At 66.7% G+C, this 13892-nt stretch carries 13 protein-coding genes; 6 read left to right on the top strand and 7 right to left on the bottom strand.

What is annotated here, in order from left to right:
• Window positions 1-187 precede the first annotated feature (187 nt).
• The 6 genes from GUI70_RS00180 to GUI70_RS00155 form a co-directional block, all read right to left on the bottom strand.
• The gene (locus tag GUI70_RS00180) at window positions 188-715 is read right to left on the bottom strand and encodes an SRPBCC domain-containing protein (RefSeq protein ID WP_161880271.1); all 528 of its coding nucleotides are present in this window, start codon (window positions 713-715) and stop codon (window positions 188-190) included.
• A complete protein-coding gene (locus GUI70_RS00175) occupies window positions 712-1092 on the bottom strand; it encodes an ArsR/SmtB family transcription factor (protein ID WP_161880270.1) in 381 nt (126 codons plus the stop codon). The genes GUI70_RS00180 and GUI70_RS00175 overlap by 4 nt, the downstream gene beginning before the upstream one ends.
• 152 nt (window positions 1093-1244) lie before the next feature.
• Window positions 1245-2129: an EamA family transporter gene (locus GUI70_RS00170; RefSeq protein WP_237724596.1), complete on the bottom strand. Its 885-nt coding sequence runs from the start codon at window positions 2127-2129 to the stop codon at window positions 1245-1247.
• A 46-nt stretch (window positions 2130-2175) separates the two neighbouring features.
• Window positions 2176-2625, bottom strand: a complete 450-nt coding sequence (locus GUI70_RS00165; protein ID WP_161880269.1) for an SRPBCC domain-containing protein — start codon at window positions 2623-2625, stop codon at window positions 2176-2178.
• A gap of 188 nt (window positions 2626-2813) precedes the next feature.
• On the bottom strand, window positions 2814-5351 hold the full coding sequence (glgP, locus tag GUI70_RS00160) for an alpha-glucan family phosphorylase (RefSeq protein WP_161880268.1): 2538 nt from the start codon (window positions 5349-5351) through the stop codon (window positions 2814-2816).
• 43 nt (window positions 5352-5394) lie between these two features.
• Entirely contained in the window at window positions 5395-5985 is a 591-nt protein-coding gene (locus GUI70_RS00155; protein WP_237724595.1) for a YdcF family protein, read from the bottom strand.
• Between the two features lie 153 nt (window positions 5986-6138).
• Between GUI70_RS00155 and topA the strand changes: the two genes are divergently transcribed.
• The 6 genes from topA to GUI70_RS00125 are packed head-to-tail and all read left to right on the top strand — an operon-like array spanning window position 6139 to window position 12801.
• The gene (gene topA / locus GUI70_RS00150) at window positions 6139-9063 is read left to right on the top strand and encodes a type I DNA topoisomerase (RefSeq protein ID WP_161880267.1); all 2925 of its coding nucleotides are present in this window, start codon (window positions 6139-6141) and stop codon (window positions 9061-9063) included.
• 6 nt (window positions 9064-9069) lie between these two features.
• On the top strand, window positions 9070-9396 hold the full coding sequence (locus tag GUI70_RS00145; RefSeq protein ID WP_202630350.1) for a hypothetical protein: 327 nt from the start codon (window positions 9070-9072) through the stop codon (window positions 9394-9396).
• A 42-nt stretch (window positions 9397-9438) separates the two neighbouring features.
• The gene (locus GUI70_RS00140; protein WP_161880266.1) at window positions 9439-10395 is read left to right on the top strand and encodes a MerR family transcriptional regulator; all 957 of its coding nucleotides are present in this window, start codon (window positions 9439-9441) and stop codon (window positions 10393-10395) included.
• The gene (locus GUI70_RS00135) at window positions 10392-11039 is read left to right on the top strand and encodes a Crp/Fnr family transcriptional regulator (protein ID WP_161880265.1); all 648 of its coding nucleotides are present in this window, start codon (window positions 10392-10394) and stop codon (window positions 11037-11039) included. Before GUI70_RS00140 ends, GUI70_RS00135 begins: the two co-directional genes overlap by 4 nt.
• Complete coding sequence (locus GUI70_RS00130) at window positions 11036-11956, top strand: complex I NDUFA9 subunit family protein (RefSeq protein ID WP_161880264.1); 921 nt, start codon at window positions 11036-11038, stop codon at window positions 11954-11956. Before GUI70_RS00135 ends, GUI70_RS00130 begins: the two co-directional genes overlap by 4 nt.
• Complete coding sequence (locus GUI70_RS00125; RefSeq protein ID WP_161880263.1) at window positions 11953-12801, top strand: phosphotransferase family protein; 849 nt, start codon at window positions 11953-11955, stop codon at window positions 12799-12801. Before GUI70_RS00130 ends, GUI70_RS00125 begins: the two co-directional genes overlap by 4 nt.
• Here GUI70_RS00125 and GUI70_RS00120 read toward each other — a convergent pair.
• Window positions 12773-13882 (bottom strand): DUF418 domain-containing protein, encoded by a 1110-nt coding sequence (locus GUI70_RS00120; RefSeq protein WP_161880262.1) that lies wholly within the window; start codon window positions 13880-13882, stop codon window positions 12773-12775. The genes GUI70_RS00125 and GUI70_RS00120 overlap by 29 nt on opposite strands.
• Between the last annotated feature and the right edge of the window lie 10 nt (window positions 13883-13892).

Here is a 13892-nt window from a genome sequence, read left to right as displayed (position 1 = left end):
GGTGCAGCCTGGAACCTCAGTTTCAAACAAGCGCTTGCCACGGCACAGCACAACCGAATAGGTCAGCAGGTTCAGTTGATCCACCAGACGGTGTCGTAACAAGAACCGCACCAGTTCCCCGCTGCCCTAAACCAGGATGTTCTTGCCAGCCTGATTCTTGAGGACCGTTACGTCCACTTTTCGTATGTTATTTCGCCTGCTGGGCGCTCAGATGTTCGGTCAGGCGATCCCAGGTCTGTGAGATGCCCTCAAGCATGCCCATGTCCATAACGGTCTTGAGCGCTTCTTCAGTGCCGTAAATCGAGCGGCTGATGACCCGCGTGCCGCCCTCAACCTCCTCGAAAGTCAGGCTGGTCTGGGAGGAGGGCATGGCCGTATTGATGGTTCCTGCCGCATCCGAGAAATAATCGGTGTAGACGAGCCGCTGGGGAGCCTCGATCTCGTCGTAGATGCCCAGCTCCCAGGATTCCATGCCGTAGAACCCGGCCTGGGCCTGGTCCATACATTTCATGCAGTAGTGCCACCTGCCACCGGATCGCAGATCAAGCGTGCAGTGGGTGAGCTCCCAGCCGCGCGGCCCCCACCACTGGCGCAGATGTTCGGCCTGCGTGAACGCCCCGAACACGAGGGCGCTTGGAGCGCGGAAGGTGCGCTCCAGAACGAGTTCGTTGCCGTGTTCGACGTTGGAGGTCATGTTGGGGTGGGTGCTGGTCATCGGGGGTCTCCTGGTTTGGGCGGTGGCGGCGGGGTGGTTTCCGGCGGCTGATCTGGTGGTTGAGCGGAGTCCTGAAGCCTCTGTAAGTAGCCGTCCAGCTTGTCGAAGCGCTCTTCCCAGAGTTGCCGGAAGGTGGTCAGCCAGTCGTCCAGCGCTCGAAAGGCTTCGGGCCGCAGTGAGCAGATGCGGCGGTTGGCGTCGGCCTGCATCTCGATGACCCCGGCACTTTGCAGCACCCGCAAATGCTTGGAGGTCTGCGGCTGCCGCAGCTGAAGTTGAGCGGCAATCTCACCCACCGTCAGCGGCTTGAGGCGCAGCAGTTCCACGATCTCAAGGCGCTGTGGGTCGGCGAGAGCATGAAACGTGGCGACATTCAAGGGTGGAGTCCATCACCTCCTCGGGTTGAGCTGGCTAGAGTATTCCACATTTAGAATATGCCTTGACAAGGCATATTCCGGGGCGAACCTGATTGGGCCGGTTCTGGCGGCAGTATGCGTTGCTTTGTCGGCTTCCGCGCTCAGCTTTCGGCTTAGACCTGCACTTCCGGCGCTGTCCGCTTGCTGTTCCAGCTCGCCCCTACACTCGCTGCGATCACGCACCCAATCGCCAGCCACTGCGACACGCTCAGCAGTTCGTGCAGCACCAGCCAGCCCAGCACAGCGGCCACGGCGGGTTCCAGGCTCATCAGAATCGAGAAGAGCTGCTTGGGCAGTTGCCTCAGCGCAATCATCTCCAGGCTGTAGGGCAAAGCGCTCGACAGGGCCGCGACCAGCAGGCCCGAGAGCAGCAGCGGTGCAGTGACCTGCGACGGCAAAAACCCCAGCAGCAGTGAGAGCGGCACCACCGTCACGGCGGCAAACAGCATGCCCACGCTGACGCCCTGGGTGCCGGAAAAGTGGCGTGTCATCCGCGAACCGATAACGATGTAAGCCGCCCACAGCGCTGCTGCGATCAGCGCCAGCGCAAGGCCCAGCGGCTCAATGGCCCTGCCGCCGCCCAGCGGGGTGATCAGGAAGATGCCCAGCCCGGCCAGCGCCACCCAGATCAAATCGCTGCGGCGTTTGCTGCTGCCCACCGCCACGGCCAGCGGCCCCAGAAATTCCAGCGTGACCGCCAGACCCAGCGGGATGTACTGAATGGAGGCATAAAAGGTCAGGTTCATCAGGCCCAGCACCGCGCCGTAGATAGCCGCTGCCCGCCACTGGCGTGCGGTGAGGGCCAGCAGATTGGGCCGGAAGATCAGCAGCAGCATCACGGCACTCAGGCCCACCCGCAGGGCCGTGACGCCGGAGAACCCCAGTGCCGGAAACAGGCCCTTGGCGAGGGCCGCGCCGCCCTGGATGCTGCTCATGGAGAGCAGCAGGGCGGGAAGCGGAGGCAGGCCGACGCGGGGCAGGGATAGCAGACGGGTCACGAAGAAGCAGTGTAGCGCCGCAGGTGCGGCTGGGGGGCAATTCAGGTCACTGGAAACTGGCGGCCAGTGCCTGCGCCTGGGCTTCAAAGCCGCGCTGCACCTGTTTCAGCGGCGTGAGGCGGCTGAGTGGTCCCCGGAACGTTTCCACGCTCACGTAGTGGGTCTGGGCATCCGGCAAGGCGCTCAGGGTCTGGACCCGCTCACACCGAAGCAGGCCCAGTCTGGCCATCAGGTGGTCGTAGCGCCAGATCAGGACCGCCATGCCCTGCACGTCGGGCGGGCTGACCCGGGTCACGACCTCGGGTGAAGTGGTACCGCCGCCCCTGGTCCAGCGCACCTGAAGGGTCAGCCGCTGGCCCACTTCGGCCCGCTGCGGGCCAATGACGCGCACTGTGAAGGGATTCCATTCGGGATACCGCGAGAAATCGGCCAGCCGCTCGAAGACCTGCTCGACAGGCGCGTCGATGGTTGTTTCCGTGTAGGCCTGAAGGGGCATAGCGCCAGTCTAACGGCAGGAGCCGGAGTCACGCCGCAACCGCCTGCGGGGTTCTACGACGCTCGGAAGACGGCGGTTTCCGATCACTTACCCTCACTGCCAGAGTGCTATAAACAAAAGCGAGCGGCAATAAAGAAGCGGCCCGCAGGCCGCCTCGTTTGTTGGTTGCTTTACTCAAAGCTGCTTGATCAGGCCCACTTGATCAGGCCCAGTTCGATCGGGTTGCTCAGATCCGCCGAGTAGGGCATGGCCCGCACGCCGACGCTGTAGAGGCCGCTGTCGGTCAGGGGAATGCTGACCTGGTACTGGCCGCCGCCCGAGGAGGTCATCGGTACGTGCATGGTCTGCTCGCCGTGCTTGAGCACCGCTTCCACCAGCAACTCGCTTTCCTGAATGCCCGCCGGAGTCACCTGGGCGCTCACCCTGACTTCCTCGCCGGGCTGCACGGTGGCCGGAAGCTGCGCGGTGGCGTGAATCTGCACGTGCGGCCACTGCTGACTGACCCAGCTCTTCCAGCTGCCCAGAGCGCGGGCCTTCTCGAAGTGGTTGGCATCGATCTTGTCGGCGCGTGTGCCCAGCGGCAGGTAGTACTTCTGCACGTAGTCGATGACCTGGCGCTGCATCGAGAACTCAGGACTCACCGTGATGATGGCGCGGCGCACGGTTCCCAGCCAGCCGTGGTTCTGCCCCTGGGCGTCCTTGCCGTAGTACAGCGGCACGATGGTATTTTCCAGCGTCTCGTACATGCTGAAGGCGTCGGCGTCGTCCTGGATATTGAGGTCGGTGTACTCGCGCTCCTCGCCGATGGGCCAGCCGTTGGTGCCGTCGTAGCCCTCGCGCCACCAGCCGTCGAGCACGCTGAAATTGGGCGCGCCGTTGAAGCTCGCCTTCATGCCGGACGTGCCGGACGCCTCCAGCGGGCGGCGCGGATTGTTGAGCCAGATGTCCACGCCCTGCACCAGCTGGCGGGCCACATTCATGTCGTAGTTTTCCAGAATCACGATCTTGCCCGCGAACTCGGGGTCACGCGAGAGCTTGTAGATTTCCTGAATGAAGGCCTTGCCAGGGTTGTCGGCAGGGTGGGCCTTGCCCGCGAAGACGAACTGTACCGGACGCTGCGGGTCGTTGACGATCTTGCTGAGGCGCTCACGGTCGCGAAACAGCAGGGTGGCGCGCTTGTACGTCGCAAAGCGCCGGGCAAAACCGATGGTCAGGGCGTCGGCGCTCAGGGTCTCACCTGCGGCGGCCACGTCGGCGGCACTCGCTCCGGTACGGCGCAACTGCTCCTGCGAGCGGGCGCGCACGAAGGCGATCATCTCTTCTTTGAGTTCGTGCTGGGTGGCCGAGAGCTGGGCGTCGGGCAGCTTGTTGATGTCGTCCCACATCTGCTTGTCTTCGAGCCGCTCGGTCCAGTCGGCGGGCAACACCGTCGAGAACAGGTCGCGGTACGGCTGGGCCAGGAACGTCAGGTTGTGCGCGCCGTTGGTGACGTGCCCGATCGGTACCTCGTTCGGGTCGGCTCCCTCGTACAGGAAGTTCCACAGCCCCCGGCTGACCTCGCCGTGCAGTTCGGAGACGCCGTTGGCCATTCTGGACATTCGCAGCGCGAACACCGTCATGGAAAAGGTCGGCACCAGATGGTTGTCCCAGTTCTGGTCCTGGCGGGCCAGGCTGTAGAGTTCGTCGCGACTGGTCGCCAGTTGCGCGGGCCACTCGCCGATGTAGCGGTCCATCAGGTCGTAGGCAAACGCATCGTTGCCCGCCGCGACCGGGGTGTGGGTGGTAAACAGCGTGCTGCTGGCCGAGGCTTCCATTGCGGTGCGGAAGTCCAGGCCCTGCGCCACGTACTCCCGCACCCGCTCCAGGCCCATCAGGGCGGCGTGGCCCTCGTTCATGTGGTAGATGCTGGCGGGAATGTCGAGCGCCCTCAAGGCCCGGATGCCGCCGACCCCCAGCAGCACGTACTGCTGGATGCGGAGTTCCTGGTTTCCACCGTAGAGCCGGGCGGTGAGCTTGCGGTCGTCTTCCGAGTTTTCCGGCACGTTGGCGTCGAGCAGCAGCACCTGAATGCGCCCCACCTGCAAGCTCCAGACCTGCAACGCCACGTCGCGCCCGCCGACCCGCACGCTGATTTTGGCCGTCTCGCCGCTGGCCGTCAGGGCCGGGCGAATCGGCAGGGTGGTCAGGTTGAGTTCGTCGTAGGCCTCTTCCTGCCAGCCGTCCTTGTTGAAGAGCTGCCGGAAGTAGCCCTGATGAAACAGCATCCCCACCGCCGTGAACGGCAGCCCCAGATCGGACGCGCTCTTGCAGTGGTCGCCCGCCAGCACGCCCAGGCCGCCGGAGTAGATCGGCAGCGATTCGTGGAAGCCGTACTCCATGCTGAAATACGCCACCGGCTTGAGGTCGGGGGCGGTTTTGGCCGACCACACGTCACCCTTGCCCGACTTGCCCTTGTGCATGTAGGCGTCGAAGTCGGCCATCACCTCGCGGTAGTCGGCCAGGTAATCCGGGTCGCTGCTGAGCGCCTCCAGCCGGGCCGAGGGCGTTTCCAGCAGCGTCTGCACCGGGTTGTGCTGGAAGCGCTCCCAGTTGGCCGCGTCGAGCGTCTGATACAGGGCCTGCGCTTTGGGCGTCCAGGCCCAGTAAAGGTTGTAGGCGAGTTCTTCCAGGCGCTCGAGCGGCCCAGGCAGACGCGGCAGCACGGTGACTTTACCGATGACGTTCATAGAATCCAGCTTACATGATGGCCATAAGGGCGGTGCGTAGCGGCTAGACGCCCAGATCGGAGGGGTTGCTGCGCCCACCGGTGTAGCCCAGCAGGCGCCAGGCCAGCAGCGCCAGCCATTCGCGCAGCAGGTAGCGCGGCGCGGGCCGGATGGCGGCGCTGCTGACGTCGGCCTCGATTCCCTCGGCGCGGGCGAGCGACACGGCGCGGCGGGCGTGCACGCTATCGGTGACCAGGGTCACGGCCCCCGGCATCAGCGGGCGGCTGTTGCGCAGGTTCTGGAAGGTAGTACGGCTCTGCTCCTCGGCCCGCAGCACGGCCACCGGCACGCCCTGGCCGCGCAGGTAGCGCACGCCGATCTCGCCCTCGCTGAAGAGGTCGCCCGCGCCGACGCCGCCCGACACAATGATCCGGGTCACGCCGCCTTGGCGGTAGAGCGTCAGGGCGTGATCGAGCCGCCGCCGGAAAGCCGGGCCGGGTTGTCCGGCGAGTTGCGATGCGCCCAGCACCAACAGGGTGGGCGCGGGCTGCTCAGGGTTGGGCGGCGCGGGCAGCGGTGAGGCCGCCAGGCCCATCAGGGTGAGCAGGGCCGCGCCCAAGAGGGCCAGCAAGGAAAGGGTCGGCAGTCGGCGCACGCGGGAGTCAGTCTAGCGGTTGCCGGATTCCGCTGAGCAACCTTGCAGGCCCCTTCGGTTAGGCGGATGACCTTGCCAAACGGGGACTGTGTAATACAGTGCATCCCACATGACCCCTTTCTCCCCGCGCGCGCCCGGCTTTTCTGGAACCCCATGCCCAATACCCTGATTATCGTTGAGAGTCCCGCCAAAGCCAAAACCATCGCCAAGTACCTCGGCAAGGGCTACACCGTCGAGTCGTCCATCGGCCACATCCGCGATCTGCCCAAGAGTGCTGCCGAAATTCCCGAGAAGTACAAAGGTGAAGCCTGGGCGCGCCTGGGCCTCAATATCGAGGACGACTTCAAACCGCTTTACGTCGTCTCGCCCGACAAACGCCAGCATGTCGCTCACCTGCGCAAGCTGGCCCAGCAGGCCGACGAGGTCATTCTCGCCACCGACGACGACCGCGAGGGCGAGAGCATTGCCTGGCACCTGTTTCAGGAACTCAAACCCAAGGGTGTCGTCAAACGGATGGTGTTTCACGAGATCACCAAGGACGCCATTCAGGCTGCTATCGCGCATCCGCGCCAGATCGACAGCAACCTCGTCGAGGCCCAGGAAACCCGCCGCGCCCTCGACCGGCTCTACGGCTACGAGGTCAGCCCGGTGCTGTGGCGCAAGGTAGCTCCCAAGCTCTCGGCGGGCCGGGTGCAGAGCGTGGCGACCCGGATGTTGGTCGAGAGAGAGCGCGAGCGGATGCGCTTCGTGGCCGCCGAGTGGTGGGACATCGAGGTCGGCTGTGTGACGGGCGCGGGCGAACCGTTCCCGGCCCGGCTGCTGGAAGTGGACGGTGTGCGGCTGGCCCAGGGCCGCGACTTCGACTCGCTGACTGGCCAGCTCAAGAAAGATGTGGACGTGCTCAGGCTCGGCGAGGACGCCGCCCGTGCCCTGGCGGAGGCGCTCAAGGAACAGCCCTTCAAGGTGCTGAGCGCCGAGGAGAAGCCCTTTACCCAGAAGCCTTATGCTCCATTCATCACCTCAACGCTCCAGCAGGAAGGCAGCCGCAAGCTGGGCTTCGGCGCTCAGCGCACCATGCGGGCAGCGCAGAAGCTCTACGAGGGTGGGTTCATCACCTACATGCGCACCGACAGCACCACCCTCAGCACTGAGGCCATCAGCGCGGCGCGCAGTCAGGTGAAGTCGCTTTACGGCGACGCCTACCTTCCGGCCCAGCCGCGCAGCTACACCAAGAAAGCCAAGAATGCCCAGGAAGCCCACGAGGCGATTCGTCCGGCGGGCAATGCCTTCCGGACCCCCGACAGCCTCAAGGCCGAACTCGGCAGTGATGAGTGGCGACTCTACGACCTGATCTGGAAGCGCACGGTGGCCTCGCAGATGGCCGACGCGCGCGGACGCCGGATGCAGGTGCGCCTCGGCGGGCAGGCGACCGATGGGCGGGAAGCGCTGCTGAGCGCCTCGGGCCGCTCGATTGACTTTCCCGGCTTCCTGCGCGCCTACGTGGAGGGCCGCGACGATCCGCAGGCGGCCTTAGAGGACCGCGAAACGATCCTGCCGCCGCTGAAAGAAGGCGAGCAGGTCATTGCTGCCGACCCCGAGCCGTCGGGACACGAGACCCAGCCCCCGGCCCGCTACACCGAGGCCAGCCTGGTGCAGTCGCTGGAAGGTGCGGGCATCGGGCGGCCCAGCACCTACGCCAGCATTCTGGGCACCATCCAGGACCGGGGCTACGCCGCCAAGAAGGGCCAGGCGCTGATTCCGACCTGGACGGCCTTTGCCACCTCGGCGCTCCTGGAACTGCATTTCGGTACTCTGGTCGATTACGACTTCACCGCCCGGATGGAAGAGGACCTCGACGACATCGCAGGCGGGCGGCAGCAGCGCGGGCCGTACCTGCGCTCGTTCTTTCTGGGCGAGGGCGGCGGCATGGGGCTGCGCCCCCTGATCGAGACCCAGATGGAAACCATCGACCCGCGCGCGGTGGCGACCATTCAGGTGCCCAGGCTTGCGGGCAGCGGCATCGAGGTGCGGGTGGGCAAGTACGGCCCCTACCTGACGCGCGGCGAGACCAAGGGCAACATTCCCGAGGAGCTGGCCCCCGACGAACTGACCCTGGAAAAGGCCGAGGACCTGCTCAGCCGGCCCAGCGGCGACCGGGTGATCGGTGAGGACCCCGGCTCGGGCCTGCCGGTAGTTGCCAAGGCCGGGCGATTTGGCCCTTACGTCCAGATCGGTGAGGAGAACCCGCCGCTGCGCACCGCCAGCTTGTTTCCCAGTGACGATCTGGCAACCTTATCGCTCGACCGGGCGCTCAAACTGCTCTCGCTGCCCCGGCTGGTGGGTGTCTCGGAAGGCGAGGAGATCTGGGCCTACAACGGCAAGTTCGGCCCCTACCTCAAGCGTGGGGGCGACTCGCGCAGCCTGACCATTCCCGAGCAACTCTTCACCACCTCGCTGATCGAGGCCGAGGCCCTGTTCATGCAGCCGCGTTTCAAGGGCGGGCGCGGCGCGGCGGCGCCGCTGGCGAGCTACGTCTACTCCGACCGCGCGCCCATCACGCTCAAGAGTGGGCGCTTCGGCCCCTACCTCACCGACGGCGAGCGCAACGCCACGTTGCGTAAGGGCGAGGATCAGGGCAGCCTCAACGAGGTGGACGCCCGCGCCATTCTGGAGGAGCGCGGCAAGGAGCCGAAGAAGAAGGAAGCCAAGGGTAAGCGTGGCGCGGCGGGAGCGGGCAGCAAATCGGCCAGCGCCAAACCTGCGAAACCGGCGGCCAGAAAGTCCAGCGCTGCTGCCAAGAAGGCCGCGCCCGCCCGGAAGTCTGTCAGCAAAACCACAGCAGCCAAAACGACCGCTGCCAAGAGTGCCGCCAAGCCCAAGTCGGTCCCGCTGACCTGGGCGCAGCTCAAACCCCACCTGGGCGTGCTGAGCACTCAGGAGCGCGAACTGGTGACGGCCACCCGCGAGCGCGGCGAAAAGGTGGAGGCGGTCGCCCCGGCACTGGGGCTGGACGTGAAAAAGGCCAAGGGCATGGCTCTCCAGGCCAGCAAGAAACTCAACCAGGCGGCGCGGAGCTAGGCGGCCTTGCCCGGTCCGCCGCCCCAGCCGCCCGCCGCGTTGCACCTGACGCGGCTGGCAAAGGTCACACCGGATCAGCCGGTCTGGTTGCCCGGCACCGGCCTGCGGGCGCTGCACTTGACACGGGTGCACGTGGGCGAGGCGGGCGGCGCGGTGCTGTGCCTGGAAGGCGAACTGCTGATCGACTTCGCCGACGGCGCGTTCCTGCACCTGCGCTCCGGCGAGGCCTGCAGTCTGGGTCTCGCCCACCGCCTGCTCCCTGCCCGCCGCCACTGCACGGCGCTGCATATCGGCGGCGAGGCCAGGTACCCCACGGTGCATTCCGCTCAATGATACGGTTCCCCGCCGCTGTGGTGTGCCCTAATAAGCGTTGATATGACGCGTTCGGCAGATTCCAGTGGCCTCTTTACCGCCAGCGAGGTGGAGGCGCGCTCCGGCGTGCCGGCCACCACCCTGCGGCAGTGGGAGCGGCGTTACGGATTGCCGCATCCAGAGCGCAACGCCAGCGGTTACCGGCTCTACAGTCGGCGGGACGTGGCATTGATCGACTTCATGCGCCAGCGCACCGAGGAGGGCGTGCCGGTCAGCCGCGCCGCCGAACTCGCCAGGGAACAGTTCGCGGTGCTGGGCGAGACGCCGGGCGATTCTGCCCTCGTGCTGCCCACCCCGCTGTCGCCGGGTCAGGCTGCAGGAACCGCGCCGCTGGCGGCCCAGACACTGGTGGACGCCTTGATCAAGTCGGATCTGACCGGAGCCGAGCGGCTGCTGGCCGAGGCCCAGGCCCGCATCAACATCGAGGGCGTGCTGATGCAGTTCATCCAGCCGGCTCTGGGCCTTCTCGGCGAGAAATGGGAACGCGGCGAGATCACTGTGGCGCACGAGCACCAGGCCAGCGCCTTCCTACGCTCGCAACTGACGGCGCTGCTGAGTGCAGCGGGCCACAGCCGCTTCGGCCCGACGGTGGTGGCCGCCTGCGGACCGCAGGAGCAGCACGAACTCGGCCTGCTGATGCTCAGCGTGGTGCTGCGCCGCCTGGGTGTGCAGGTGCAGTACGTGGGGGCCAACACCCCGCTGGGTGACCTGGCGGTGTACGCTCGCAGCGTCGGCGCGCAGGCCATCTTGCTCAGCATCAACACCCAGGAAGCGCTTCAGGCGGCCCTGAGCCAGCGCAGCGATTTGCAGGGCCAGGACATCCCGGTGTTCGTGGGCGGCCATATCCTCAACACCCTGCCTCAGGCTGCCGCCGAGCTGGGTCAGTGGGCCGGACCCGACGCGGTGCAGGCCGCCCGCATGATCGTGGACGCGCTGGAAGTTCAGGAGCGCCGGGCATGAACGCCGCCTTCAGCCGTGGACACGGGGCCGCCGGGCAGCGCTACGCGCGCGGCACCTACCTGTTTCGCCAGCACGACCCGGTGCAGGGTCTTTACCGCGTCGAAACCGGGCTGATCCGCCTGAGCCAGCTGACGCCGCGTGGCCGCCTGATGACCCTGCGGCTGGTCTTGCCGGGCGATTATTGCGGCGAGGACGCCCTCAACGGCGGATACTACCGCCACCACGCCGAGGTGCTGACCGGCTCCAGCATCGTGCAGGTCGATCCGGCGAGCCTGCCCGAGGGTGCGGTGCTGGCGCTGGCCCGCAGCCTGGGGCGTCAGCTGGGCCGGGTCGTCGACCACGAGGTCAGCTTGCAGTCGGGGGATTTGCGGCTGCGGGTGGTGCGCTACCTGCTGCAACTCGCCGATACGCCGCTGGGTGCCGAGGACGCCGAAAACCGCCTGTACGTGCGCGCCACCCACGAACTGCTGGCCGAGGGCAGCGGCAGCACCCGCGAGTCGGTCAGCAAGGCCATTACCGAGCTGCGCTGCGCGGGCTTGATCGAAACCGGCTACCGGCACATTACCCTCACCAATCTGGCTGGGCTGCGCGCCCTGGTCAGCTTGGCCGACCCCACCCCCGCTTCCAAGGAGACCGATTCATGACCCAACCGCATCCGTTCGCCGCTTCCCCGTCTGCCGCCGCCCTGCGGGTGCTTGTCACCGGGGCCAGCGGCTTCGTCGGCAAGGCGGTGGTCGCCGAGTTGCTGCGGCGCGGCTATACGGTGTTCGCTGGATCACGGGAAGGCCAGGGGCTGCCCGGCGCGGTGGGGGTCAAGGCCGACGTGACCAGCCGGGATGGGATGCAGGCCGCCGTCAACGACGTGCAGCCGGGCGCGGTGGTTCATCTGGTGGGCATCATCGCCGAGAAGGGTGCGCAGACCTTCGGCCGGGTGCATGTCGAGGGCACCCGCAACGTGCTGGCGGCCCTGCCCAGTGGAGCGCGCTACCTGCACATGAGTGCCCTGGGCGCGGATCCGGCCAGCAAGAGCGGCTACAGCTCCACCAAGGGGCAGGCCGAGCAGCTCGTCCGGGCCAGCGGGGCGGCCTACACCATTTTCGAGCCGTCGTTGATCTTTGGCCCCGGCGACGACTTCTTCGGACGGGTGCTGAAAAATCTGGTGTCTCAGGCCCCCATCGTGCCGCAGATTGGTGACGGACACTTTCCCTTTCGCCCTGTCAGCATTCAGGATGTGGCTGCCGCCTTTGCGGGTGCGCTGGAGCGGCCCGAGACGGTGGGGCAGACGTACGAGCTGACTGGCCCGGCCGAGTACACCTTCCGCGAACTGCTGAACCTCGAACTCTCGGCGCTGGGCAAGCGCAAGACGATTGTGCCGGTGCCGCTGCCGCTGATGAACCTGGTCGTGCCGCTGATGAACCTGCTGCCCAGCCCGCCGATTACCAAAGACCAGTACGCCATGCTGCTGGAAGGCAACACCGGCGACCCTGAATCGGCCCGCCGGGCCTTCGATCTGCCGATGCTGAATCTGGAACAGGAACTGCCACAGCTTCTGAGGAAATGAACGCCGGGGCGGCCCTGGCCCTGTGTCGCCGCCTGGGGCTGAGGGACGAGCCGGTGTTCCTGGCAGTGGGCGCAACCTGCCGGGTGTACCGGGTGGGCGATATGGTTCTGCGAAGCGGACCAGCCCGTTTTGCGGTGGACGCCGAGCTGCGCCGCGCCCTGGGTCGGCTGGGCGCGCCGGTGGCCGCCCCGCAAGCGGTGGGGGAGGGCTGGAGCCTCGATTCATTGCTCGCTGGGACGGCACTCATGCAGATCAGCGATGCCCAGGCGGCCCAGATCGGCGCGGCGGTGGCGGCACTGCATTCGCTCCCAGTGTCGGGCTGGGGCCTGCTGCGCGATCAAGGCGGGCCATTCGTCGCAGAAGCCCCGACGCTGCCTGAGGGCATTCAGACCCGCCTGACCGACGCCTGGCCCTTCGGCACCACGCTGCTCAAGCAGCATCCGCTGATGCGTTTCGCGCCTGAGCTGCTGAACCGGTTGGCTCCGCTGGAAGAGTCGCTGCTGGCCCTGGCTGACACTACGCCTGTCATCAACCACAGCGATCTTCACCGCGAGCAATTTCTGTTTGAGGACAGACTGCTCAGCGGTCTGCTCGACTTCGGCGACGCGGTGGCTGGGCCGCCCGGCTGGGACGCGGCCTCATTCGCGTTGTTCTGGGGCTGGGAAAGGCTTCCGGCGTTTCTGTCGGGTTACGGGTCGCCAGACCTGGAGGCCCAGGCCCGCTTGATGGCCGTGCCGCTGGCGTTTCACCGGGCCAGCCGCGCCGCGCTCGACCCGCTGCGGCTGCGGCGGGCGGCAGACTATCTGCGGGCTGCCCTCAGCGCCAGCCGTACACCAACTTTCTGATCAGCCACTCCGCCGGGCCGGTCGAGAAGCGCCGCAGGTACAGGTTCGAAGCCCATACCTGGGCCAGGCCCAGCGCCAGCGCCAGCAGCAGGGCGCGAAAGGCTCCCCAGTGGCCGTAAAGGTTCAGGCCATACGGGTAAAAGACAGTGGTCATGATCAGCGACTGGGCCAGGTAATTGCTGAGCGCCAGGCGACCGGAGGCGGCGAACCAGGTCAGCCCCCCGAGCTTGCCGGAGGCGGTCAGCAGCCCGACCCCACCGATGTAGGCCAGGGCCAGCCCCAGACCCCCGACCAGCCGGGCCAGCAGGCCCCACACCTCGGCGCTGTAAGCGCTCTGGGTGTTGAAAAAAGCCAGCAGCAGATTCAGCGGCAGCCCCACGCCGAGGCCGAGCGCCAGCAGCCACTTCAAAGCTGGGCGGTGTTGCTCGGGCCACCACAGCACCCCCGAGCGGTAGAGTGCGCCGCCGAAGCAGAACAGGGCCAGCAACCAGAACCCGTCGAAGCCCACCACCGAACCGAGCGCGGGCAGCACCTGATGGGCGCGGGCCGAGAGGATGTCCAGAGAACTCTGCCCCGCCGAAACCACCTCCGGCAGCCGCCTGCTCCCGACCAGCCCACCGACGCTGCCCACGAAACTCAGCACCCAGCCGACGCCTGAGAGCACTCCAACCAGAACCAGTAGCCGGGGCCGCGCTTGCTCCAGCAAGACCAGCGCCACGCCGACCACCGCGTAGTTGGCGATGATGTCGCCGTGCCAGACCAGCACGTAATGCAGCGTGCCGACGACCAGCAGCACGGCCAGTCGCCGCAGCAGCAGACCCCTGCTGCCGCGTTCCAGCAGCGTGAAGGCCCCGGCCCCGAACAGCATGGCGAACACGCTGATGAACTTGCCGTTGAGCAGCAGATCGATCACAATCTGGGCGCCCCAGTCTACGCCGTGCTGGGTCCACTCGGCGTACCCGGCGAAATCCTGGGCGTTGACACACAGAATGCCCAAAAGGGCCAGGCCGCGCAGCACGTCGGGCAGCGGGGCGCGCTCGGCAGGCGGGGTGGCGCTGGGGCTAGTGGCGGGCCGGGACATACCTCAGGGT

Origin of the sequence: Deinococcus alpinitundrae, assembly GCF_009982895.1 — a bacterium.
In the GTDB taxonomy this organism is placed as follows: domain Bacteria; phylum Deinococcota; class Deinococci; order Deinococcales; family Deinococcaceae; genus Deinococcus; species Deinococcus alpinitundrae.
Note: the sequence above shows the minus strand (reverse complement) of the source record. Positions and strands in the feature narration are given on the sequence as shown.

Excerpts from the sequence above, each read along its gene's own strand:
- GUI70_RS00130 (WP_161880264.1), top strand. The coding sequence starts at position 11,036 with ATGACCCAACCGCATCCGTTCGCCGCTTCCCCGTCTGCCGCCGCCCTG.
- GUI70_RS00120 (WP_161880262.1), bottom strand. The coding sequence starts at position 13,882 with ATGTCCCGGCCCGCCACTAGCCCCAGCGCCACCCCGCCTGCCGAGCGC.
- GUI70_RS00125 (WP_161880263.1), top strand. The coding sequence starts at position 11,953 with ATGAACGCCGGGGCGGCCCTGGCCCTGTGTCGCCGCCTGGGGCTGAGG.
- GUI70_RS00140 (WP_161880266.1), top strand. The coding sequence starts at position 9,439 with ATGACGCGTTCGGCAGATTCCAGTGGCCTCTTTACCGCCAGCGAGGTG.
- GUI70_RS00135 (WP_161880265.1), top strand. The coding sequence starts at position 10,392 with ATGAACGCCGCCTTCAGCCGTGGACACGGGGCCGCCGGGCAGCGCTAC.
- GUI70_RS00180 (WP_161880271.1), bottom strand. The coding sequence starts at position 715 with ATGACCAGCACCCACCCCAACATGACCTCCAACGTCGAACACGGCAAC.
- glgP (WP_161880268.1), bottom strand. The coding sequence starts at position 5,351 with ATGAACGTCATCGGTAAAGTCACCGTGCTGCCGCGTCTGCCTGGGCCG.
- GUI70_RS00165 (WP_161880269.1), bottom strand. The coding sequence starts at position 2,625 with ATGCCCCTTCAGGCCTACACGGAAACAACCATCGACGCGCCTGTCGAG.
- topA (WP_161880267.1), top strand. The coding sequence starts at position 6,139 with ATGCCCAATACCCTGATTATCGTTGAGAGTCCCGCCAAAGCCAAAACC.